This is a genomic window from Enterobacter cloacae complex sp. IR5458 (assembly GCF_049238025.1).
Taxonomy (GTDB): Bacteria; Pseudomonadota; Gammaproteobacteria; order Enterobacterales; family Enterobacteriaceae; genus Enterobacter; species Enterobacter kobei.
This window is the reverse complement of sequence record NZ_JBMKIF010000023.1, coordinates 1-20,231: the sequence shown is the minus strand read 5'-3', so window position 1 is coordinate 20,231 and position 20,231 is coordinate 1. Positions and strand designations below refer to the sequence as shown.

Here is a 20,231-nt window from a genome sequence, read left to right as displayed (position 1 = left end):
TTCTGCATCGAACGGTGCAGATTCTGTTTAACATTTGATAAAGAAGATCACACATGACGAAAACTTCAGTTCTCATTACAGGCGCATCGACGGGTATTGGTGCTGTTTATGCGGAAAGGTTTGCAAGCCGTGGACATGACCTGATTCTGGTTGCCCGGGATAAAACAAAATTAGACGCACTTGCCGAACGTCTGAGACAGGAGAAGGGCGTTTCTGTAGATGTCCTGCCTGCCGATCTCACTCAGGCAGCGGAGTTAGCGACGGTGGAAACGCGTCTTCGTGAAGACGAAAAAATAGGGGTGCTGATCAATAACGCCGGCATCGCACAGTCGGGCCATTTTATCGGCCAGACGTCCGAGGCAATTGAGCGTCTTATCGCCCTGAATGTCACCGCGCTGACGAGACTTGCCAGTGCCGCGGCACCAAGGTTTGTCAACGCCGGAGAAGGTGCGATCGTCAATATCAGTTCAGTCGTTGGGCTCGCCCCGGAATTTGGCATGTCGATTTACGGTGCAACCAAAGCCTTTGTGCTTTTCTTGTCACAGGGATTGCATCTTGAGCTGTCCTCCGCAGGCGTTTACGTCCAGGCGGTACTTCCGGCCGGCACTTACACCGAAATCTGGGAACGTGCCGGTATTGATATCAGTAAGGCGCCCGAGATGATGGAAGTGGATCAGTTAGTTGACGCAGCCCTGGCGGGCTTTGACCGTCGCGAACTCGTCACCATCCCTCCTTTACAACACGCTGCCCACTGGGATGACCTGGAGAGGACGCGTCAGGCTCTGCTTGCGGACATCAACCAGGCTAACGTGGCAGAGCGCTACAAAGTGTAGTCACGGGGGATTCGGCATAGGACTGAGTATCGTTTTTTCACTCAGCAACAGCGTTGTTAAGAAACATGCCACAGGCAAACCCGGCAGAGTAAAAGACAAATGAATAAGAAGACGATGAAAGCGTTTACGTTTAAACGCTATGGTAAATCCCCGGGACTGGGGATCGATGACGTCGATTTTCCGTCCCCCGGTGATGATGAAATTCTGGTCAAAGTGTATGCAGTAGGTCTGAACCCAATCGATAACATGATCCCGACCGGCATGTTCAAACGCGTTCTGCATTTCAGTCTCCCCGCGACCTTGGGCAGTGATGTGTCCGGCGTTGTCGTTGCCACAGGACGTCGCGTGACGCGATTCAAGGCAGGCGACGAGATTTTCGCCAGTATTTTTGACAGGGGAACGGGGTCGCTGGCCGAATTTGTCCGGGTGCCAGAAAGCCTTGCGGCGTTAAAACCCGCCAGTCTGGATTTCGTACAGGCCGCGTCACTTCCTATGGTCAGTCTCACCTCCTGGCAAGCGCTGACAGAACGCGCGATGCTGCGAGCGGGGCAGAAAGTATTTATCCCTGCCGGATCCGGTGGAATCGGCAGTTTTGCTATTCAGCTGGCGAAACACTTTGGCGCAACGGTTGGGACGACCACCAGCGCAGCCAACATTGACTGGGTGAGCCGCCTTGGTGCAGATGACGTCGTTGACTATAGAAAGCAGGAATTCGAAAAAGTGCTGAGCGGCTACGATATTGTCCTCGGTACTGTCAGAGGTGACGCGATTGAGAAATCCACGCAAATCCTTAAGCCGGGAGGGAAAATTATTTCCCTGATCGGGCCGTTAGATGCTGCTTTCGCGCGGGAACGACACCTTAATGTTTTCCTGCGTTTCGTATTAGGGCTGATGAGCCGCAAAATCATGCGGCTGTCAAAAAAGCGAGGTTTGACCTATTCGTTTCTCTTTGTTCGCCCTGATGGCAGCCAGCTCAGCCAAATCGGTGAACTGATGGACGCTGAACTCATCAAGCCCGTAATCGACAAGGTTTACCCCTTTGCCGAAACGAGCGACGCCTTCACCTATCTGGCTCGCGGGCATGCAAAGGGGAAAGTCGTCGTTAAAGTTCATGGGTAATAGCCACGAAGGCTTGAGCGCCGTTGCAGCGGCGGACTGCAGATAATGGTGATGCGCTGAGTGGAACCCTGCGCATTGCCGCCCCCTATGCTGCGGACCTTGTCACTGAAGGCGTGGATATTTCGCTACGTTTTAGTGAGTCGGGGGAAGGATAAACTCAATATACGTTGTACTCTGCGCGGGATTAAAACCAGGGCATTACGGATATGGCCACCCCTCAGGCGAGGGGTGGCTTTCGGGGCGGGAGAGTGATGTTTACTTCGCCGCTTCCTCGATAAGTGTGGCGACATCCTGGGGATGTGAAACCATCACGACATGGGATGCGCCTTTAATCACAACGGTGTGTTTTGATCCCGCGCGTTCAGCCATGAATCGCAAACCCTGGGCGGGGATATTCTTGTCGCCGTCACCGTAAATGAAGTAAGAGGGCAGTTTTTTCCAGGCTGGCGCACCCGATTTTTCAGTTAAAGCCGCTTCGGTAATCGGTCTTTGCCCTGCGGCCATCAGCGCCGCCTCTTCAGCTGAAACGTCATGCGCGAATTGCTGGTGGAACTTCGTCCGATCGATGGAGAGATCGACGCTACCATCAGCCAGCTTCACCGGTGTGGCAAGCGCCTGGCCAAGCGTGCCGCCAGGGAATTTCCCTGCCAGGTCGGCCGCGGCTTCACCCGCGTCCGGAGCAAATGCGGCGACATAAACCAGCGATTTGACATTGTTTGTATCACGGGCCGCGTTCGTAATAACCTGGCCACCATAGGAATGCCCGACAACGACGACCGGCCCCTTAATGTTGTTCACCACAGAAGAGACGTAAGCCGCATCACCCGAAACACTACGCAGCGGATTCGCGGCAGCAACGACATTGTATCCATCCTTTTGCAGGATCCGGGTAACGCCATTCCAGCTAGAAGAGTCGGCAAAGGCACCATGAACCAGGACAACGGTCGGCTTAGCGGTTTCGGCGATTGCGCTGGCAGACAGCAGAACGGCGGCAACGGCAAGGGAGGCAGCAAATTTGGACATGATCATTCCTCTTTTCAATACAGTTTAAAGGGTATGCGTAGGGGGGATTGTGGCCTGTCTGAAACAGGCCACCTGGCTAGCCGCGAATAAAGGCCAGTACGTCAGCGTTAAAGCGCTCGGCCTCTGTCTCCGCCAGTCCATGTGAACCGCCGGCATATATCGTCAGCGTCGCATTCGCAACGATCTCAGCGGCGCGGTGTGCGGATGCCTTAATGGGTACAATCTGGTCATCGTCGCCATGAATAATCAGCGTAGGGCGATCAATCTGCTGCAGGTCGCGTGTGTAATCGACTTCAGAGAACTCATGGATGCAGTCATATTGCCCTTTAATGCCGCCCTGCAGGCCAATTCTGCGGAAGTTTTCCCGTAACCCGTCATTGGTGGGGACATGGTCACGGTTAAAGCCATAGAACGGAATTGTCAGGTCAAAGTAAAACTGTGAGCGGTTTTTGGCCGTGCCTTCGCGGATAGCATCAAACACCTCAATCGAAGTACCGTCTGGATTGGCATCCGTCCGGAGCATAAGAGGAGGGACTGCGCCGACCAGAACGACTTTAGCCACGCGTGAGGTACCATGACGGCCGATATAATGTGCAACTTCGCCGCCCCCTGTGGAGTGACCCACTAAAATCAGATCCTTCAGATCCAGCGACTCAATCAGCTCAGCGAGATCGTCCGCATACTGATCCATATTGTTGCCGTGGAAAGTCTGGTCTGAACGCCCATGGCTGCGACGGTCATGCGCGATGACCCGGAAACCATTCTGGCTGAAAAACAGCATTTGCTGGTCCCAGGCATCAGACGATAACGGCCATCCGTGAGCGAAGAGGATAGGCTGACCTGAACCCCAGTCTTTGTAAAAAATGCCTGTTCCGTCTTTGGTGATAAAAGTTGTCATTTTGTACTCCTGTTATGTGTTGCGTTATTTGTTTGTGTGCGATTTGTTTGTGTGCAAATGAATATGGCAGCCCTTTTTGCCTTTGTCAATCGCTTGCAATTAAATCGTATGCAAATTATTTTAAGGGGACTGGAGGACATATGACTAAACACACTAATTCCGAGGATTCCCTGCCAGATGTGCACGGTATGCTCTGTTTCTCTCTTTACTCTGCGGGACATGCTTTTACTCAGCTCTATCGTCCCATGCTTGATAAGCTTGGCCTGACCTATCCCCAGTATCTGGTGATGGTTACCTTGTGGAATCAGGATGGGCGAACAGTGAAGGAACTGAGTGGAATTCTTTTTCTTGAGTCCAGCACGTTGACCCCTTTACTGAAGCGGCTGGAGACTGCGGGGTTGATCACCCGGACACGTAATCCGAAGGATGAGCGCGAAGTGCTTATCCACCTGACGGAGAAGGGGGAGGCGCTGAAAAGTGAGACCAGCACTATCACGCGCTGTATTGTGGATACCCTGGGGATGGACGCCGACATCATTGCTGACATCAAAGCATCAGTCGATAAGATCCGTGACAAGATCCACCGCGCGCAGAAACCGGACGCCAATGACCTGGCCTGATGGGGTCATTCGGGCAGAGACATACTGTCCATTCGTACGCTCTATGAAACACTGAATTTACTGGAGGGCTGTTTTTCGCATTGAGGAATCTCATTATGATGAGGGCTAATCATTCCCAGGGGATACCACATGCGCATTGACAATCTACAGTATTTTTTTGACCCACTTTGCGGCTGGTGTTATGCCAGCTCGCCCGCCCTGAATTATCTGGCACAGCATTACATCGAAAAACTCACGTTAATGCCCAGCGGTCTTTTTTGTGATGAGGGTGCCCGGCACATCACCGCCCAATGGGCAGAATATGCGTGGACAAACGATCGGCGTATCGCTTCGCTGACCGGTCAGCCATTCAGTGAGAGCTATCACCAGCTCCTGAACTCAGGTGCACGCTTTGATTCGACGTTTATGAACCGGGCACTTACGGCTTTTCATGAAATCAGCCCGGCGGCAGAGGCAGGGCTGCTTCGTGCACTGCAACATGCCCGCTATCTACTGGGGCGTGATACCGCGCAAAGTGATGTGGTGGAAGAGATCGGTATCGCCTGGGCTCGGGAAAATAACGTTGACCTCAACCCTAATGACTTTGCCGGCCGGCTTGATGCCGATAACGCGCTTCGCAGCCTGACGGACGACAGGATCGCTGACGTAAAGCGTCTTATGAATCAAAAAGGTTTCAGCGGGGTTCCGCTGCTGTTGGTTACGGTTGACAGCACTGAGCACATTATCAGCGGCCACGATCTCTACGGTGGAGCAAAAAGCATCGGCGAGGCGCTGGCAAAGCTTGCGTAGCCAAAACGAGGCTTCCGGTTTTACACACCGGAGCTTCGTTTATCACCTGTTCGAATGCCCGAATCATTTCTGGCGGGAGAGGGAACGGAAAGAGCAGTAGTACCCTGCAGATGCGATAAGGCAGAGCATATACCCGAATGATTCGCTGCCTTCCTCCACGACATTCTTGACCACCCTGACGTAGCTTTGATCGAGTATCGCGTACCATAATTCGTGCATTCCAAACAGCCGGGAGAAAACCAGGACTGCCAGCAGACCACTGAGCATCATGCCGTACCACGGGGTACGGGTATAGTGGGTCAGTTGCGTAAGAGTAAGTCGGAAATGGATAACGGGATAAAGCAAAGCGCAAAGGGCGGAAAGTAGTGCAAACCACACCCAACTTCCATGAGCCAGAAGATCAAAAAATGCATCCAGTTCGCGAATCAGCATGGAGAGGAAAAAGCCGCCGATCAGGATGTTGCAATAGCGCATGAATTCCCATTTCTTCGCCAGGAGGAAGTGAATAAATACGATGCTCACTAAAACCGATTCCTGCACAATTTCGGTCAGCGATATCTCCGGTATATCCAGATTAAATAAAGAGATATCCGCCCACAGACAAAGTACGGGCAAGGAGCAGGCTGCTGACGCGAAAAGAAAGAAGAAAAAGCTTTTGAGCACAGACATTAACACCACCACTTTCATTCAAAACACCTATGATAAGTGGCTTCGAACGAAAATCTATTTCACTTTGTGCGCTATAGGCATGAATTTTAAGCATATTGAGCTACTTAGCGAGGGTGCGTTCACTCTGTGCGATAATAGGAACATAACACAACCTATATAACCATTGATAAATATATATATTTTCTTGTTTCATCTTTATAAATGCCCCCTTTTGTGCCCCCACCTTGTTTTTCATAGGACTCGATGAGCCTTTCATCGAGTCGCCAATATCACCAATTTCGTTACAGACCGTGCAAATCTTCTCGACTCCTGGAGCTCTCCTCACTGCCGTGATCGGCTAAGAACAATATTACTTACTTCCCGATACGAACAACTGTTCATTAATCCGCATGCTCTCCTGGCATGAAGGATATCTGTCACAGTCAAATATGGCGCTTGTTCCTGTGAGGTAAATCCTGTGCGATCGATACGTACTAATTCATGCTTTTCTACAAGAAAGTTAACGGCATTAGCCAGAGTGATACCGGCATCGATATGTTCCTGTATAACGGTTTGATCCCAGAACGGCGTATCGTTCAGGGTCAGACCATAGTGTTTTTCCAGTAGCCGTGTAAGAAGCATTTGCCAGACTGCAACGGGCGACAGACAAGGCTTCGCCGCCCGCGAAATTGTAGCAGGTAGAGTTTTCATGTTTGCTCTCGTGAAATTCGTTAGCGTTGAGTGGGATAAATGGCGATATATACGTAGCCGCAACTACCAAGGGTATCGGCTTCGCAGGTAAAACCGTTGTGGTACAGAGTGACACAGTGGGCATGGCGAGGATTCATTTCACCAGTAGTCAGCATTGATTCCATCTGACTGATAAAATGCGGGAATGCGACATCCAACTTCAGGCATTCGGCATCACTAAACTTACCGGTGATGCTGGCCCGGTCAGCCAGATAATGCAGCCGGTTCCCCTCCTGCACCAGACGGGCTCCCAGGCGTGGCGTAATATCCCGCTGCAGGCCCCATGTGATGTTGCTCATTGATAACCTTCTTTATTGTCAGTTCAGGGTGATACTCATCAGGCAGGCATACGGTCCGTTGCGGTCCTGACGGCGTTCGGCGTATACCGCCAGAACTCCTGTGATATCCGGAACGTCCCTGCCGGTGTAATGACAGACGCTGCCATGCCACAGGTATTTGCCGGTGCAGTAGCGAAAGATTCGGGACTCAGGATGCTGGCGGTATATCGTCATTGCCTTGCGTTTACTAATAATTTTCATGTCATACCTCACAACAGACCGTGTTCTGCGAACGAATAGATTTGCCTGCCGCCGACAATCAGGTGGTCAGGGACACGGATATCCACCAGCTGAAGTACCTGAACCAGTCGCTGCGTGAGGGTTTTGTCAGCCTGGCTGGGCGTCGTCTCTCCGGAAGGATGGTTATGGGCCAGTATCACCGCTGCGGCATTGAAGTGCAGTGCACGTTTGACCACTTCCCGGGGATGGACCTCGGTGCGGTTAATCGTGCCGGTGAAAAGCGTCTCATGGGCAATCAACTGATTCTGGTTGTCCAGATACAGCACCCGGAACTCTTCCCGCTCAAGCGCGGCCATATGCAGTCCCAGCCATTCACGTACGGCGTGGGTGGAGGTGAAGGCTACCCCGGGCTCACGCAGGTGCCGGTCCAGAGCCCTGAGTGCCCGCTGGATAAGACGCCGGTCCTGTGGCGTCATTTCGCCGGGTAAAAAGGAAAGCTGTTTCATTCGTTGTTCCTCCGGTCAGTCAATGATGCGCAGAATGGCGTGGGCTTCTGGATGCTGCAGGGCGTAGTCCCGCAGACGGTAATAGTGCGCGGTCATCGCGTCACACTCTGTACGGCAGGCGTGATGGCTGTATTCAATCAGGCAGACGGCAATACCTGCGGCTTCTGCGCTCATTTGCGCACCATTGCCGTTCATGCCGTTGAACAGATGCCATTTATCGTCAACGTCAGCATCAGGGGCCATAAACGCGCCGCCATTGCTGAGTGTGTAAAAGGACCAGATACCACTGTTGTACTCGTCACAGAAGCGGTCCATCCAGGCGAAAATGCGGGGTTCCAGCGTTATCCATTGTGGGATAGAGCCAAAGTACTGCGGCCAGAAGCAGATACGCTGTTCGTCGGGTATCTGCGTTACGGTCAGTTCAAATTCGGATTCGTTAGCAGCAGATGCGAGGTTGTTTTTTGTCGCTGTTGTCATGGGTATGTCTCCGTCAATAAAAAAACGCCAGCGGCGATGGCTGGCGTATGCGGTAATAATGAGTGTTCGGGAAGATTAAATGTTGCTGGTAAATCATGCGGAACCAGCAGATGGATACGTCCGTACAGATGCCTGGCTTGCGGGTATAGCGGTTAAGACCTTCACCGGCATCCGGTTCAAAGTTCCATGCCTGCCTTAGTCGTCTTCAATGTTAACGCCGGTGATACTGGCAGGAACCAATGGCCCTGCTGCGCAATCAGCCGAAACCCACTACGGTAGGTCATAAAGCGATTAGTGAAACGACTTCAAACCTTCAGAATTATTCATTACTACCCCCCCCTGAAAAATAATAAAAAAGCGGCAGAATCGTGAGATTCTGCCGTTAGTTGTGTATGTTCAGAGGAATGATATATATCTGAATATTTTTATAATGCTGATAGGCCATTTTGTGCCAGGAGCGGACATACGTAACTTATGATATTCGTAGTCAATCATTCGCCTCATACATCAACGCGGAAACGCTTTAAGAATGTAATCCCGAACGTAGGCGGTCCGGCTGTTATTAGCCGTCCTTTTGTTCCAGACCAGATAAAGATGGTTAGTCGGGGCGATATCTGCAGGGGTCACTGAAATCAGGCGGCCACTTTTCAGGTCATCATTACAGTGATAATCCGGCAGAACCGTCCATCCGTGACCATCGCAGACCAGGTCGCGGATAATACGTAAATCCGGAATGGTAAACGCAGCCTGCATCTCAGGAGCCCTCTGAAACATTGTGGCCCAGAGCGCTCTAATCAGCGGCAACTCTTCGTCATAAGCAATCAGCGGTAATGAGGCAAGTGTTTCAGCACCAGGTTTTGATCCGATGACCTTTGACATGGCGGGAGCATGAACAAGAAGCATCCGTTCAGTCAGGAGATGTGCATAGCCGTACAGACGGTCATCAGGCATGGATGCGGTAACAGCGAGGTCGGCGCTTCCGTCATGCAAAAGGGAATAAATACGTTGCTTATTGCCGGTATGAAAGCGCAGGCGATACCCCTCCTTCATCAACGGAGCCATTACTGCCCCAAGCCGGGAATGAATAAAATCCGGAGGTCCTGCCAGATTAATTGTTCCCCCGCGCACAGAGCCTGACCGGAAAGACGATAGCTTTTCTTCCAGACCGTCAATGAAGGGTGAAACGGAGCGGGCAAGCTCATCCGCAGCTTCGGTCGCCGTCACGCCTCTGGCCTGCCTGATGAACAGACGCTTACCAACCAGAGTCTCAAGAGACTGGATATGTTGTGACGCTGCGGGCTGAGTGATGCCCAGTAGCTCTGCCGCCTTTGAAAAGGAGCCAGAGCGATAGGCCTCAAGAAATGTTCGCAGGTGGCTTAGATGGCTCATAGTGAAGCGCCTCGCTGATGGAGTTTATTGTTACAGGGAGACTCATGCAGAGCAAGGGCCAGTTCACTCACGTAATCATCCCGTATTCCCAGCGCACCCAGAGTGGCCTGCAGTTTCCATACATAATCTGCATTCGTGCCAATGTCTCCGCGGGCAGATGCGATGCTCGATGCTACGGTCGCTGTAAGATTGTCCTTTTCATAATGCGGATGCAATCTGTCTGATACGAAAGCCAGCGCCTGAATTTCCTCACCGTTTCCGAGCGAAATTTCTGCCCAGACCGGACGGTACAGACCGGTAATCATCTCTCGCGTCCAGACCATCTCCAGCTCATGTATCAGAGTCGATTCCGGCAGTCTGAACGCCATACCTTCGGTTATTCCACCCTCGTCAAGAGATAACATTCTGCCGGGGATATCAGGGGTGGCTCGTCCGGATATCAGCCGGATACAGAAACTGCGCTGCCATCCTTTCAGACGGGCCCGTTGCATTTCTTCAATCGCCAACGCGGGATTCCACATCAATGACCCGTAGGCAAATATCCACACAGGAGCGCCCATCGGGCGCTCCTCCAGAGTGGAGTACATTGATGCCCGTATTTTTTCAGCGTCCCAGCGCATGTGTGCCGGGAGCAGCGTTTCATGCGCTCTGACAAATGCGCCATTGAGCATATCTTCACGGGTAAGCATACTATCTCCCTTTCCTGGCACAGGATTTAAGCCTGCTGAAATTTACTGCTGTGACAGCGGCGGATTTGCGCAAGCAGCAACAGTAGGCCGAGCAGAGAAACAATCGCACCGCTTATACCGGTATACACAATACCGGCGTGTGTGATGGTAAGACCGCCCAGTACCGAACCTAGCGCGATACCAGAGTTGAAACCCGCGATATTCAGGCCGGCAGCAACGCCATGGGCATGAGGAGCATGTTGCTCAGCGACACCAATCAGACGGGCCTGCAGTGCCGGCACTGCGGCAAATGTCAGCATACCCAGCAGCGCAACCAGAATACCCATGCTCGCTGGTGAGGAAGCCAGCAGCCACATACCCAGCACGACAATAACAATGCCGCTTATAATGAGTATATTGGCACGATTCACCCCCATGCTGTCGGTAAGTTTTCCACCCAGAATGTTGCCTACCGCAGCGGTAATACCATAAACCAGCATAAACAGACTCACCGTTGCTCCGGTTACGCCTGTCACCTGCATCAGAATAGGTGCGATAAAGGTGTAAGCCGTAAACGAGCCTGCATACGCCAGCACCGTAACCAGTGCGCCGGCCAGTAACTTACGGTTAAACAGCATGCTAATATTCTGCATTGCTGAACCACTATGTTCACCGGGGACGCTGCGTACGGGGTCTTTCATACCGAACAACAGTCCAAGGAATCCGAGCGCGCCGAAAGCGGCAATAGCGCCGAGAACAGGACGCCATGAGACCATGCCTCCCAGCCATGTACTCAGCGGCACGCCGATTGCCATCGCCAGAGTAAAGCCACCAAATACCACAGCCACCGCTCTGCCTGCTTTACCTGGTCCAGCCAGACGAGCAGCGGTACTGGATGCCGCAGCCAGAAACAGGCCGTGTCCCAGACCGGCAATGAACCGCGCCAACAGTAGCTGAGGTAATGTGGCGGCAAACGCGGCCGCCAGGCTACCGGCGGTAAATACAACGGCAGTGGTAAGCATCACATTCTTCCGGTTCCAGCTTGCGGTCAGCGCAGACAGTACGGGGGCCGCGAACGTTGCCCCCAGTGCATAGGTCGTAACCGCTGCACCGGTCTGCTCCACACCCACTCCTAACCCCTGAGCCATGACGTCGGTCAGCCCAATGGGGACAAATTCCGCGAGTCCGAGCGCAAAGGCACTGATAGTGAAAACATAAATAACAAATGGCATGACTGCCTCCTGATTTAAGTAAGGAGTGCAGTCTGATTTAGAAAAGCAGATAAATAAAATAATGTAAATTTCATGTGGGATAAAATTATTTATACCTAAGGCAAAGATATAATATCTCCACAGCACACAAAAATTTTCAGTCTTCAGGGGAGGGGCTTCGAAAGCTCAGATGCAAAATTTCTGCGGCCCCGTTAAGAGTCAGTTGGCCGGGTTTAGTCTGCTCTTCGCTCACAGCGGACCTTAAGCTCAGTTACCTAGTCCGCTTCGTGCCAAGAGCGGACTTTGCAAAATGGGGGTTATTTCAATCAAAACGTAACGTCACAACCAGCCGACGCTCTCTCGCCATTTATAATTAGTAACTTTATCATTTTCGCTTATTTTTTTAGATATAGAGCGCGGCTCTCTTCCTAGATACTCAGATATTTCTGTCGGGGACAAATCAAAATCGACAAGCATGACTCTAAGTTTTCCCATTTCCTTTAAAGTCCAAGGCTTGCCATAATTTTCATAAAGAGATACCTTATGCTCCCTGATAGTTCGCTTTCTCTGAGTTTCACTTTCCCTCTGAAAAATCTCGCTTTTAAATTGTGAACGGAACTCTTTACAGAAGTTGTTATCAGTTTTTTTGTTATATAGATTGCTAAAAATAAGCTGGGATGCCGGGTCTAAATCAGGTGTGTTAATAATGAAAGCTTTGACCTTTTCCATATAGGGATATTCAATTTTACCCAATATGCTTAATTGCTTTATATTAAAAAAACCTCTCAAATCAAAAGATTTAATGAGCTTTGATTGGATTACACTTTCAATCCTGCTTGCATTTGAATAACAGTACTTTGCCATTGGAAGGGCCCATACTACCAGTTGAGGAATATATTTTTCTAATGCAATGCTCTGCCAATCAGTATCAAAGGTTTGGCTTTTTGCTAGCATGTTTTTCGGCAAATCAGAATACATTGTGGTAGATGCCCATATCTTATAATCATTCGCCAAGGCTTGATAGTATTTTGTGTGGTTATGAATTTTATAAGCTGACATGAAGCGATAAACGTCTTCGTCGTGACCAGCGTCGTAAATTGTTCGATTTCCTCTAAGATAACCGTCGTAATGTTCGGTTATCCTTCTACCTACATTACAACTTACCCCAACGTAAACCACACGACTGAAAAGTCCTTTATGGACAATAAGATAAACTCCGCTACAGCCAGATTTCCTGGCCTCTGATAGAGAACCTAAAAATCTCCATTCCATAATTAAATCCATTATTATTGCTACTTTTTTTGTTTATCATTATTTTCGTGAAACTTCAACAATTTTATCCAAAAGCTAAGGGCAAAGACTTATATAATTATACTTGTCATCGTTAGCGATTATATAGAGTAGTGGCGCTGACCTGCTCCCTGGTGATTCACACAGAATGCTGTTAGTAATGTCCGTTCCTCGCTCACAGCGGACCTTCAATCCAGTAAGTATGTCCGCTTCGTGCTGTGGGTCCAGCGATTATTGCAAGAATCGAAATACGCTAACCAACTGGGATCGGGGGACGTCGGCAATCGAAGCTGCAGGCAGGCAGCTCCTGCAGCCAGTATTGTTAACATTTTAACAGCAGCACTCTGCTTCTTTTTCACTACATTCTTCACAAATTCTGCAAGAGCAGAAGTCCTCAAGGTTATTGCACTGGCTACATTTTTTGCAGGTACAGTCCGACTCTTTCTCGTCACAGTTCTCACAAGTTCCACAAGTACATGCACTCATCATGTGTGCACACTTATCACAAATTTTACCCATAGCTTCTCTCAACCGTTAAATAAACAATCTCAACATAACACGTGATTATTTTATCATTTCTATATGGTCAACTAAAACTGGCCACTGCGCTCATTTTTCCGAAGTGCCTGGACTAATCGGTGGAAATAAAAAGGAAAAAAATAAGCCCTGGCTGCCTCTGGCAGCCAGGTATGTTGTTATGGATGGAAAGCACAACAGTCACTCGTTCGTGCAGTCTGCTAATGTTGGCAGTGCCTTCGTAGCGTTTGTCAGGTCAACGCTGAAGGTCCCTGCTTTGCGGTCATTGACGTAGACTTCGAACTGCCTGGCCTTACGGATATCCATGATAAAGCTGAACCAGGCATTATCCCCGTTACGCCAGCCAAGGGTTGAGGGAATGGCATATTGCTTATGGTCCATCACCACTGTGATGTCGGTACTGTTATCATGCGAGCTGATCGTTTTATCTCCTGCGAGGGTCAGAAAAACCGAGTGCTGGTAAATACCGTTCTGGTCCGGATTATCCGTGCAGTTGATGGTGAACATCTTTCCGCTGCTATTCGTCACACTGTATTCCGCATTGCCCTGACCGTACCCCTGTTGCCAGAGTCCCGGGACCGCAGAGGCATTAAAGCTCATGAGCAGTACACCAGCCAGCACAAACCGGCTTATTGAACGTATTTTCATTTCTGTCTCCTTTGTCTTTGTATTTATTCCCGGTTATCAGGGTTTGAGGGGATCAGCAGCCGTCCCATCAGTTTGCCGTCATGGGAATATTCAAGGAAACGCTCCCGGGTGCGCGGGTCAGTTTTCTCGTGATATTGCAGGCTGATGTTGTCGGCAATACACAGCGCATTCATCAGCGGCTGGACGGTTTTCTCCTCCATATCCACCAGATAGTAGTAACTGCCACCCTCGCAACCATCGGGCGACTGGCGGGTGCGTAAGACCTGCAGAGTGGGGCCAGAAAGAGCAATCTGCGACCACTCTTCCCTGACATCATCCTGACGGCTGACCACATCGCTGAAGCGCGGAGGCGTGAGGTCCTTGAATTTGCTGATGGCCTTCAGGTCATCACTCCTGTCATCGCAGGCGCTCAGAAACAGAGAGGTGGCAACCAGCGCCAGCAGAGGTAGTGTTTTACGTTTCATTATTTTTTCCCTGAAATCAGACGAACCACTTTGGCAAAGACATAAATCCCCACAAAAATACCCACCGGCACGCCGACGAACGGCGTCAGTGCAACACTGGCAGCACCGGCTGCCCCTCCACCTGTTAGCAACGCAGCAACGGTGGCAAGCGTCAGGGCTATGAGGCTGTCGGACACCCCGGTTTTGTTCAGAATGATGACGATGACAACAATGGCGATAATGGCAATAACGGGCACTGGGCTCCTCCCTGTTGCCGGGTTGATAACAATGCCTGCGCTATTCCGGTGGGCTGTCAGCCGGAACAAACGTAAGCAGTGACTGCTGGATAAAGCGAAAATGGGGTAAGGCCTGAATGAAGACCGGGTCTTCAACCAGGCGACACAGACTGTCATTGCGGCGAAAAGTCTCCTGCAAAGGCTGAATCAGATGGATTTCATCAAGTGTGAATACGGCGATATGCCCTTCGTGTTCAGCCACCAGATACCAGGTCTGCTGGTGGATGAGTAACCGGCAGGGAGCCAGGCGCTCACAGCGTCGCCCCTCCGCAATCAGCGTCACCCGCCTGCGCCCGGTAATGGCCTGAATCAGTCTCCAGAAAGACAATGCTACTGAAGGCGAAGGAACCGGATTGGCTGGTGCTATCACGCAGGGAGACTCATCGCACATCAGCAGTGCATTCACCAGACGGCGGTCAAGGCCGGGAAAAAGCCCGGCCAGCCCGCTGCGGTGGGCAAAGATAAGCACGTCGGGCACCATCTGCATCTCACTGCCAGCAGTGCGTAAGCGGCAGTATCCGGACTGATACTCCAGGTCCAGATACATCAGTCGTTCACGAAAATCTCGCCGCAGCGTGCGCACTGACACGCCAAACTCAGCCGCCAGTTTGCGCACGCTCAACGTTTCACCCGCAACCAGACGGCTGATTATCAGTGACAGCCTGACAGCCAGCCGGTCATGGCGGCGTTCTGCCTGTGTCATGAGAGGTTCTCCAGGAAAGTTAACTGACTGAAAATGATGTGATTACTTTAAAGAGGGGGGCGGACAGGGTATGGACAACGCAGAAACTATTTTTTATTTCTGCAAAAGCCAGATATAACGGGGGTTACAGGCTATAACCGGGAGATTGAGGCACACAAGCACATAGCGATGCGGACAGGTGGTGTCCGATATTAACAACGTGGCAACATAAGACGTCTACTGCAGTTGCGTGAGCAGTGTTTCTGCCATCACCCACAGAGCACGGTTAAGCTTCACGTCCCCGTCAATGCCACGTACGGCACGGGTATGCATTCGTCCGCCTTTAGCATTACGCCCGCTGAGTCCGCCCTTAATCAGGTTTTCCTGAATCCGCTGATAGGTGGTCCAAAGGTCATTGCTCTCATCCTGCCAGCGGCGCGGGGAGAGTATCTGTGATTCAGTAACCGGCTGGTGATCCTCACCAAAGCGATACGTTAGCGCAGCTTTTGCCAGTGCCTGCTGCGCAGGTGGGGGCAACAGCAATGACTGCATGGCATCCCGCTTTTCTTCCACACGGTCAAAAATCCCCAGCACTTCATACGCCCCCTCAATAACCTGACTCACCACGTCCCCCTTGTGTGGCACCCGTACCTCGCCAAACGACTCACCACAGACGAGGCCGTTCTGACACACAGCCCTGAACAAGCCCGGTAACATCTGGTACGAGCTGGTGCCATCATGGGAGTTGAGCAGGATAATTTCCGGCACCTGCTTACCGGTAATCTGCCCCTCCCTACGCAGACGCAGCATATGCTTCGTATGTTCACGACGGCCAGGATCACGTACCCGGGTCTGACAGGCAAAGAATGGCTGGAAGCCTTCCCGCTGCAGGCTGTCCAGCAGGGAGATGGTTGGAATATAGGTATAACGTTCGCTGCGGGATTTGTGTTTGTCCTCGCTGAATACGCTGGGGACCACTCGAAACAACTCTTCACGGGTTAACGGACGGTCACGGCGGATAAGATTTGCTGCACCAAAGCGCGAGGCCAGACGGGTCATAAGCAGACTCCTCATAATGGAAAAACAAATAAAAGAAATCCCCGTCGCACAGGAGACAGGGTTAGGGAAATAACAGGGATGGGTTAAATACTTAGAAGAAGAAATCCCACACAGTACGGGCAACGGATACCACGGTGTTACGGACAGCCTGTATTACGGCACGTACCGGAGCCGGTATGAGTGGGAAAGCACTTACCGTGTCCAGTACCGCGCCGACCGTTTCACCAAAATCGTCACGCGCTTTCTCCTGGACTGCTGTTGTGCGAAAGGGAGACTGCAGTTGCGCCACCACGGGGCTGCTGGCCTCACGTGGCAGGCACTTTATCATCCGCTCGGCCATCACCTTCAGTCCCCACTGCAGTCGGACCGACACCGCACATACCGGATGCACGGGTTGGAACAGTTCATGCAGCAGACAGATTTTGCGGCTGATATTCTGCTTCTGCTCCGTGGACAATTGACCACTACCGCTGGTGGGTTCAGTCTTATCTGACTGGCTGATAATAAACAGTACCTTATGCCGGTAAGCCTCCCCAATCACCTGATGATAAAAGTGCTCATCCACTGCTAGCGCCCGGTCATCAGCCTTAAGCAGCCACAACACGAGGTCAAGTCGGGGAAGTTGTTCACGGTACAGCGCAGCATACTCGCTATCGCGAGCGCCGCTTTCGCCCACGCCGGGCAGGTCCACGATTGTCATAAACCGCTCACCGACTTGCAGACGAAATCGCAAAGGTTCACGGGTACAGGCTGCCACATCGCTGACCGGCGATACGTCGCCGACAAACAAGGCATTGCAAAGACTACTCTTTCCCGCCCCTGTTTTACCCATAATGCCGATCACTGGCTCGTAATGGGTTAACTGATTTATCTGCTGCAATATACGTTCAGACACCCATTGCGGTAGGCCGGAAAGCGAATGGTTTAGTGGCTGTAAGCCCTGTGCATTATTCATGACTACTCCTGCAATAAATAAAACTAAAACGGCAGAACTGTGAAGTTCTGCCGTTATGCTGGTATATTCATGAAAATGATATATATCGGAAATATTTTTAATCTTCGTTTTTTTCCTTCATTCTTTTATAAGCATCATCAATGAGGCTTTTTAGTATGGCATTTGGCTCAACACCTGATAACTGCTGTATAACCAAAAGTTTCTTTCTGGATTGTGCTGTAAGCTTTATCCCGGTTGTATCTTTTTTTACTTTCTGACGATGTCGTCTCTGCACCCAGGCATTACGTGCATAGTCCAGGAAAACTTTTCTGCAATCATCGGGGGTAGTGGGATTTAATAGCTTCTTTAGCGAAGACGGCTCTTCGGGGTTAGCCCTCACTTTACGGGCATTTTCTTTTTGTTTACTAAACTGTTCATTCGTCCACCCGGCCCAGTTATCAAACGTTGCCAGCAAAAAATATTTTCTTTGCTTAGACGATGATGGAAGCACATCGCATCCAATATGATTTTTCCGCATATAGTCCCACAACCAGAGAACATTATCTTCTTCGTTTAAATCAATCCACTTAAATGGGCGAGGGAATCGACTAAAATGCTCGCACCACGCTTGGTGTGCCTTATCTATTAAAGAAATTTTTTTATCAATTGTAGTGTTTATCTGATCAATCAGTAGCATCACATTAAAAATGTAACCATCAACCGTATCGCTTACAGTGTTAATACACTGAAAGTTAATTCCATTAGCATGATCATCAACAAAAACGTCGAAATTATTCCTTTCAAAAAAAGGATTTTTCAGATTTTGATCACCTTTAAAAACAGTCGTTAACTCCTGGACCGAATGTATATATGAAGCATCAGCAGTACGTTCTAACTTATCATTAACAAAAGGACTGAAATTACTTTTAACAGATGAGATAGAGAATCCTTTTAAGCTATTTAAAACAGGAAGAGAAATCTCACTATGGCTTGCTAGCCAAAACATTGTATAACATGCAACCCTGTCACTATCTTTCATCCAAATAAAATAAACCTCAGGAACAATAGCCGCAGAGGCATATGCCTTCATATCACGAACGATTATTTTCCTTCGTTCTCTTAACGAGTCATTATCAGCAATAAGTTTATTGATCAAATAAGCATATTGAGTCGCAGAGTGAAAAAGTCTCACTTCTTCCCAGTTCACCTTTTCTTTGTAGAGCGTCTCAAGGCATCTCAGATACTGATAGTACTTCCTACAACGACCATAATCCATCTGCGCCATCCAGATCCCCCACGAAAATCAGCACAAAAAACGCACAATGAAGCGTAATTATGTCATAAAAATAGAATAATAAAAAACTAATTTATTAGTAATTTTTTAGTAATGTTATTTTAATATTTCCTTTGATATTCATTGCAATAGAGCCACTATATTGAAGTTAAAACCCATCAAAAGATGTGTGCAATCAAGCGACGCGTAATTTTTTACATTACTAGGTTATGGTATAAGCCGCTCCCTCCTCCATACATAGCCAATTTTTGTTCGTATGAGTTGCCAAGGTTTCCAGTTTGCACAACTGCTTCAAATGCAGCACAGATACTTCAACATCAAACAGCATCGTAGAATCAGTGCTAGTGACGACTGTTACTTCGTAACAACGATCATTTAGGTTAATTAATTTAATTAATATTCCTTCCACCTCTTGCCATCAAACCACCTGACAAAAAAATACAACACATCCCTTTCCTCTGGACCATAACCTCAGAGGAAATAACATGAACGATAACTATCCATACATTGCCAAATATAAAATGGACTGGTTTTTACATAGCCTGATAAATCACCACCTGAATAGCGTCATTGAACGCTATTCAAAGGTGCTCGGTATCCGACTGGACTTTTCGTACAACCAGAACTCAGAACGTTACAAAAAGGACTACAGTTGCCTTCAGCAGGATCTTCGGAAACTATTTAAGCAAGTCGAACAGGAACATGGTATAGCTGGATTTTTCTGGGTAATTGAATATGGTGAGGACAATAGGTTTCATTCTCATACAGTGGTGTATCTGGACGGACAAAAAATACGTAAAACATTTCCGGTAGCAGAACGTATTGGTAATTTATGGAGGGAGATAACTCAGGGAGACGGTAAGTATCATCGATGTGAACACAAGGAGAACTATAAAGCTGATATAAATAAGATCATTAACCATCGGGATACTGACTATATCCAAGGATTAAGATATATCATCAGCTATCTTGCTAAGCAGGAACAGAAGTATGACATGAATATCTACGGGAGTAGTGAAGTGCCACCACCAAGTGGATTAGGCCGCCCAAGGAACTTATAAGCGAAGTATTTTATATAGGCAAGGTTTACCCTTGCCTATGTTCCAAACTTTTTTACAACAGAAGCCATTGATGTGGAGGAGCTGGCAGTAAATAATTTTACTAACGGCTCCGGTTATTTATCCTTAACCGGAACACATCACCATGTATACAAAACCTGCTCTACTTGAAGATCAATTCATTGATATGAAATTCATTACCCAGCTTACTGGCCTGAGCGATAAATGGTTCTATAAGCTGATACAGGATGGATTATTCCCGAAGCCTATTAAGTTGGGAAGAACTTCACGATGGTTAAAAAGTGATCTGGAAGAATGGTTATATTATCGTATTTACGAATCGAGGAATTAATCTTTTCTTATTAAAACCTGCGTTGAAAATTCAATATTAGATGGTAATACACTGGGTATCGCCTCTTCAGGGGAAGGCTTATCCCTGCATGCCTTGATCTGGCCATCTCAGCAAAACTCTTTATCGCTCTCTGATCCTACCCACGTAATATGGACACAGGCCTAAGCGAGGTTCTGGTTTTCAAATTGT

The 20,231-nt window shown here is 49.4% G+C and carries 25 protein-coding genes and 1 pseudogene; 6 read left to right on the top strand and 20 right to left on the bottom strand.

Annotated elements, in window-relative coordinates:
• Positions 1–53 precede the first annotated feature (53 nt).
• Positions 54–833: an SDR family NAD(P)-dependent oxidoreductase gene (locus tag ACOTYN_RS18000; RefSeq protein WP_023330562.1), complete on the top strand. Its 780-nt coding sequence runs from the start codon at positions 54–56 to the stop codon at positions 831–833.
• A gap of 99 nt (positions 834–932) precedes the next feature.
• The gene (locus ACOTYN_RS17995; RefSeq protein WP_071922165.1) at positions 933–1,952 is read left to right on the top strand and encodes an NADP-dependent oxidoreductase; all 1,020 of its coding nucleotides are present in this window, start codon (positions 933–935) and stop codon (positions 1,950–1,952) included.
• Between the two features lie 255 nt (positions 1,953–2,207).
• Here the strand turns inward: ACOTYN_RS17995 and ACOTYN_RS17990 are convergent, their stop codons facing one another.
• Positions 2,208–2,975: an alpha/beta fold hydrolase gene (locus ACOTYN_RS17990; RefSeq protein ID WP_071922166.1), complete on the bottom strand. Its 768-nt coding sequence runs from the start codon at positions 2,973–2,975 to the stop codon at positions 2,208–2,210.
• Between the two features lie 76 nt (positions 2,976–3,051).
• Positions 3,052–3,873, bottom strand: coding sequence for an alpha/beta fold hydrolase (locus ACOTYN_RS17985; RefSeq protein ID WP_047625822.1), 822 nt, complete (start codon positions 3,871–3,873; stop codon positions 3,052–3,054).
• 140 nt (positions 3,874–4,013) lie between these two features.
• Between ACOTYN_RS17985 and ACOTYN_RS17980 the strand changes: the two genes are divergently transcribed.
• The gene (locus ACOTYN_RS17980; RefSeq protein ID WP_014884107.1) at positions 4,014–4,493 is read left to right on the top strand and encodes a MarR family winged helix-turn-helix transcriptional regulator; all 480 of its coding nucleotides are present in this window, start codon (positions 4,014–4,016) and stop codon (positions 4,491–4,493) included.
• A gap of 129 nt (positions 4,494–4,622) precedes the next feature.
• Entirely contained in the window at positions 4,623–5,282 is a 660-nt protein-coding gene (locus tag ACOTYN_RS17975; RefSeq protein ID WP_047625823.1) for a DsbA family protein, read from the top strand.
• Positions 5,283–5,345: 63 nt separating this feature from the next.
• Here ACOTYN_RS17975 and ACOTYN_RS17970 read toward each other — a convergent pair whose 3' ends face one another.
• The 18 genes and pseudogenes from ACOTYN_RS17970 to ACOTYN_RS17885 all read right to left on the bottom strand — a co-directional run bounded on the left by ACOTYN_RS17970 (position 5,346) and on the right by ACOTYN_RS17885 (position 18,623).
• A complete protein-coding gene (locus ACOTYN_RS17970; RefSeq protein ID WP_047625825.1) occupies positions 5,346–5,951 on the bottom strand; it encodes a hypothetical protein in 606 nt (201 codons plus the stop codon).
• A gap of 321 nt (positions 5,952–6,272) precedes the next feature.
• On the bottom strand, positions 6,273–6,641 hold the full coding sequence (locus ACOTYN_RS17965) for a TA system toxin CbtA family protein (RefSeq protein ID WP_071996064.1): 369 nt from the start codon (positions 6,639–6,641) through the stop codon (positions 6,273–6,275).
• 20 nt (positions 6,642–6,661) lie between these two features.
• On the bottom strand, positions 6,662–6,979 hold the full coding sequence (locus tag ACOTYN_RS17960; RefSeq protein ID WP_054622944.1) for a type IV toxin-antitoxin system YeeU family antitoxin: 318 nt from the start codon (positions 6,977–6,979) through the stop codon (positions 6,662–6,664).
• A gap of 18 nt (positions 6,980–6,997) precedes the next feature.
• A complete protein-coding gene (locus ACOTYN_RS17955; RefSeq protein WP_054622945.1) occupies positions 6,998–7,219 on the bottom strand; it encodes a DUF987 domain-containing protein in 222 nt (73 codons plus the stop codon).
• A gap of 8 nt (positions 7,220–7,227) precedes the next feature.
• A complete protein-coding gene (locus ACOTYN_RS17950; RefSeq protein WP_001548163.1) occupies positions 7,228–7,704 on the bottom strand; it encodes a JAB domain-containing protein in 477 nt (158 codons plus the stop codon).
• A 15-nt stretch (positions 7,705–7,719) separates the two neighbouring features.
• On the bottom strand, positions 7,720–8,181 hold the full coding sequence (locus ACOTYN_RS17945; protein ID WP_054622946.1) for an antirestriction protein: 462 nt from the start codon (positions 8,179–8,181) through the stop codon (positions 7,720–7,722).
• A 112-nt stretch (positions 8,182–8,293) separates the two neighbouring features.
• A pseudogene (locus ACOTYN_RS17940) lies at positions 8,294–8,386 on the bottom strand (DUF905 family protein); the annotation flags it as partial.
• 302 nt (positions 8,387–8,688) lie between these two features.
• The gene (locus tag ACOTYN_RS17935) at positions 8,689–9,570 is read right to left on the bottom strand and encodes a LysR family transcriptional regulator (protein WP_054622947.1); all 882 of its coding nucleotides are present in this window, start codon (positions 9,568–9,570) and stop codon (positions 8,689–8,691) included.
• Positions 9,567–10,259, bottom strand: coding sequence for a gamma-glutamylcyclotransferase (locus ACOTYN_RS17930; protein ID WP_032230813.1), 693 nt, complete (start codon positions 10,257–10,259; stop codon positions 9,567–9,569). Before ACOTYN_RS17930 ends, ACOTYN_RS17935 begins: the two co-directional genes overlap by 4 nt.
• A gap of 26 nt (positions 10,260–10,285) precedes the next feature.
• A complete protein-coding gene (locus ACOTYN_RS17925; protein WP_032230812.1) occupies positions 10,286–11,470 on the bottom strand; it encodes an MFS transporter in 1,185 nt (394 codons plus the stop codon).
• Positions 11,471–11,788: 318 nt separating this feature from the next.
• Positions 11,789–12,733 carry a GIY-YIG nuclease family protein gene (locus ACOTYN_RS17920; protein ID WP_332958343.1) on the bottom strand — a complete coding sequence of 315 codons (945 nt, stop codon included), beginning with the start codon at positions 12,731–12,733 and terminating at the stop codon, positions 11,789–11,791.
• Between the two features lie 723 nt (positions 12,734–13,456).
• Complete coding sequence (gene yfjT / locus ACOTYN_RS17915) at positions 13,457–13,924, bottom strand: protein YfjT (protein ID WP_032230809.1); 468 nt, start codon at positions 13,922–13,924, stop codon at positions 13,457–13,459.
• Between the two features lie 23 nt (positions 13,925–13,947).
• Complete coding sequence (locus ACOTYN_RS17910; RefSeq protein WP_032230808.1) at positions 13,948–14,388, bottom strand: YfjS/YafY family lipoprotein; 441 nt, start codon at positions 14,386–14,388, stop codon at positions 13,948–13,950.
• Complete coding sequence (gene ypjK / locus ACOTYN_RS17905) at positions 14,388–14,624, bottom strand: protein YpjK (protein ID WP_032230807.1); 237 nt, start codon at positions 14,622–14,624, stop codon at positions 14,388–14,390. The genes ACOTYN_RS17910 and ypjK overlap by 1 nt, the downstream gene beginning before the upstream one ends.
• 40 nt (positions 14,625–14,664) lie before the next feature.
• A complete protein-coding gene (locus ACOTYN_RS17900; RefSeq protein WP_032230805.1) occupies positions 14,665–15,366 on the bottom strand; it encodes a WYL domain-containing protein in 702 nt (233 codons plus the stop codon).
• 216 nt (positions 15,367–15,582) lie between these two features.
• Positions 15,583–16,404: a DUF932 domain-containing protein gene (locus ACOTYN_RS17895; protein WP_032230804.1), complete on the bottom strand. Its 822-nt coding sequence runs from the start codon at positions 16,402–16,404 to the stop codon at positions 15,583–15,585.
• Positions 16,405–16,495: 91 nt separating this feature from the next.
• Positions 16,496–17,359, bottom strand: a complete 864-nt coding sequence (locus ACOTYN_RS17890; RefSeq protein ID WP_032230803.1) for a GTPase family protein — start codon at positions 17,357–17,359, stop codon at positions 16,496–16,498.
• Between the two features lie 97 nt (positions 17,360–17,456).
• Positions 17,457–18,623, bottom strand: coding sequence for a hypothetical protein (locus tag ACOTYN_RS17885; protein ID WP_332958333.1), 1,167 nt, complete (start codon positions 18,621–18,623; stop codon positions 17,457–17,459).
• A gap of 494 nt (positions 18,624–19,117) precedes the next feature.
• On the opposite strand from ACOTYN_RS17885, the gene ACOTYN_RS17880 reads away from it, so the two are divergent.
• Complete coding sequence (locus ACOTYN_RS17880) at positions 19,118–19,693, top strand: rolling circle replication-associated protein (RefSeq protein ID WP_032230800.1); 576 nt, start codon at positions 19,118–19,120, stop codon at positions 19,691–19,693.
• Positions 19,694–19,835: 142 nt separating this feature from the next.
• On the top strand, positions 19,836–20,042 hold the full coding sequence (locus tag ACOTYN_RS17875; protein WP_000288254.1) for a helix-turn-helix transcriptional regulator: 207 nt from the start codon (positions 19,836–19,838) through the stop codon (positions 20,040–20,042).
• Positions 20,043–20,231 lie beyond the last annotated feature (189 nt).

Excerpts from the sequence above, each read along its gene's own strand:
- ACOTYN_RS18000 (WP_023330562.1), top strand. The coding sequence starts at position 54 with ATGACGAAAACTTCAGTTCTCATTACAGGCGCATCGACGGGTATTGGT.
- ACOTYN_RS17995 (WP_071922165.1), top strand. The coding sequence starts at position 933 with ATGAATAAGAAGACGATGAAAGCGTTTACGTTTAAACGCTATGGTAAA.
- ACOTYN_RS17990 (WP_071922166.1), bottom strand. The coding sequence starts at position 2,975 with ATGTCCAAATTTGCTGCCTCCCTTGCCGTTGCCGCCGTTCTGCTGTCT.
- ACOTYN_RS17985 (WP_047625822.1), bottom strand. The coding sequence starts at position 3,873 with ATGACAACTTTTATCACCAAAGACGGAACAGGCATTTTTTACAAAGAC.
- ACOTYN_RS17980 (WP_014884107.1), top strand. The coding sequence starts at position 4,014 with ATGACTAAACACACTAATTCCGAGGATTCCCTGCCAGATGTGCACGGT.
- ACOTYN_RS17975 (WP_047625823.1), top strand. The coding sequence starts at position 4,623 with ATGCGCATTGACAATCTACAGTATTTTTTTGACCCACTTTGCGGCTGG.
- ACOTYN_RS17970 (WP_047625825.1), bottom strand. The coding sequence starts at position 5,951 with ATGTCTGTGCTCAAAAGCTTTTTCTTCTTTCTTTTCGCGTCAGCAGCC.
- ACOTYN_RS17965 (WP_071996064.1), bottom strand. The coding sequence starts at position 6,641 with ATGAAAACTCTACCTGCTACAATTTCGCGGGCGGCGAAGCCTTGTCTG.
- ACOTYN_RS17960 (WP_054622944.1), bottom strand. The coding sequence starts at position 6,979 with ATGAGCAACATCACATGGGGCCTGCAGCGGGATATTACGCCACGCCTG.
- ACOTYN_RS17955 (WP_054622945.1), bottom strand. The coding sequence starts at position 7,219 with ATGAAAATTATTAGTAAACGCAAGGCAATGACGATATACCGCCAGCAT.
- ACOTYN_RS17950 (WP_001548163.1), bottom strand. The coding sequence starts at position 7,704 with ATGAAACAGCTTTCCTTTTTACCCGGCGAAATGACGCCACAGGACCGG.
- ACOTYN_RS17945 (WP_054622946.1), bottom strand. The coding sequence starts at position 8,181 with ATGACAACAGCGACAAAAAACAACCTCGCATCTGCTGCTAACGAATCC.
- ACOTYN_RS17935 (WP_054622947.1), bottom strand. The coding sequence starts at position 9,570 with ATGAGCCATCTAAGCCACCTGCGAACATTTCTTGAGGCCTATCGCTCT.
- ACOTYN_RS17930 (WP_032230813.1), bottom strand. The coding sequence starts at position 10,259 with ATGCTTACCCGTGAAGATATGCTCAATGGCGCATTTGTCAGAGCGCAT.
- ACOTYN_RS17925 (WP_032230812.1), bottom strand. The coding sequence starts at position 11,470 with ATGCCATTTGTTATTTATGTTTTCACTATCAGTGCCTTTGCGCTCGGA.
- ACOTYN_RS17920 (WP_332958343.1), bottom strand. The coding sequence starts at position 12,733 with ATGGATTTAATTATGGAATGGAGATTTTTAGGTTCTCTATCAGAGGCC.
- yfjT (WP_032230809.1), bottom strand. The coding sequence starts at position 13,924 with ATGAAAATACGTTCAATAAGCCGGTTTGTGCTGGCTGGTGTACTGCTC.
- ACOTYN_RS17910 (WP_032230808.1), bottom strand. The coding sequence starts at position 14,388 with ATGAAACGTAAAACACTACCTCTGCTGGCGCTGGTTGCCACCTCTCTG.
- ACOTYN_RS17900 (WP_032230805.1), bottom strand. The coding sequence starts at position 15,366 with ATGACACAGGCAGAACGCCGCCATGACCGGCTGGCTGTCAGGCTGTCA.
- ACOTYN_RS17895 (WP_032230804.1), bottom strand. The coding sequence starts at position 16,404 with ATGACCCGTCTGGCCTCGCGCTTTGGTGCAGCAAATCTTATCCGCCGT.
- ACOTYN_RS17890 (WP_032230803.1), bottom strand. The coding sequence starts at position 17,359 with ATGAATAATGCACAGGGCTTACAGCCACTAAACCATTCGCTTTCCGGC.
- ACOTYN_RS17885 (WP_332958333.1), bottom strand. The coding sequence starts at position 18,623 with ATGGCGCAGATGGATTATGGTCGTTGTAGGAAGTACTATCAGTATCTG.
- ACOTYN_RS17880 (WP_032230800.1), top strand. The coding sequence starts at position 19,118 with ATGAACGATAACTATCCATACATTGCCAAATATAAAATGGACTGGTTT.
- ACOTYN_RS17875 (WP_000288254.1), top strand. The coding sequence starts at position 19,836 with ATGTATACAAAACCTGCTCTACTTGAAGATCAATTCATTGATATGAAA.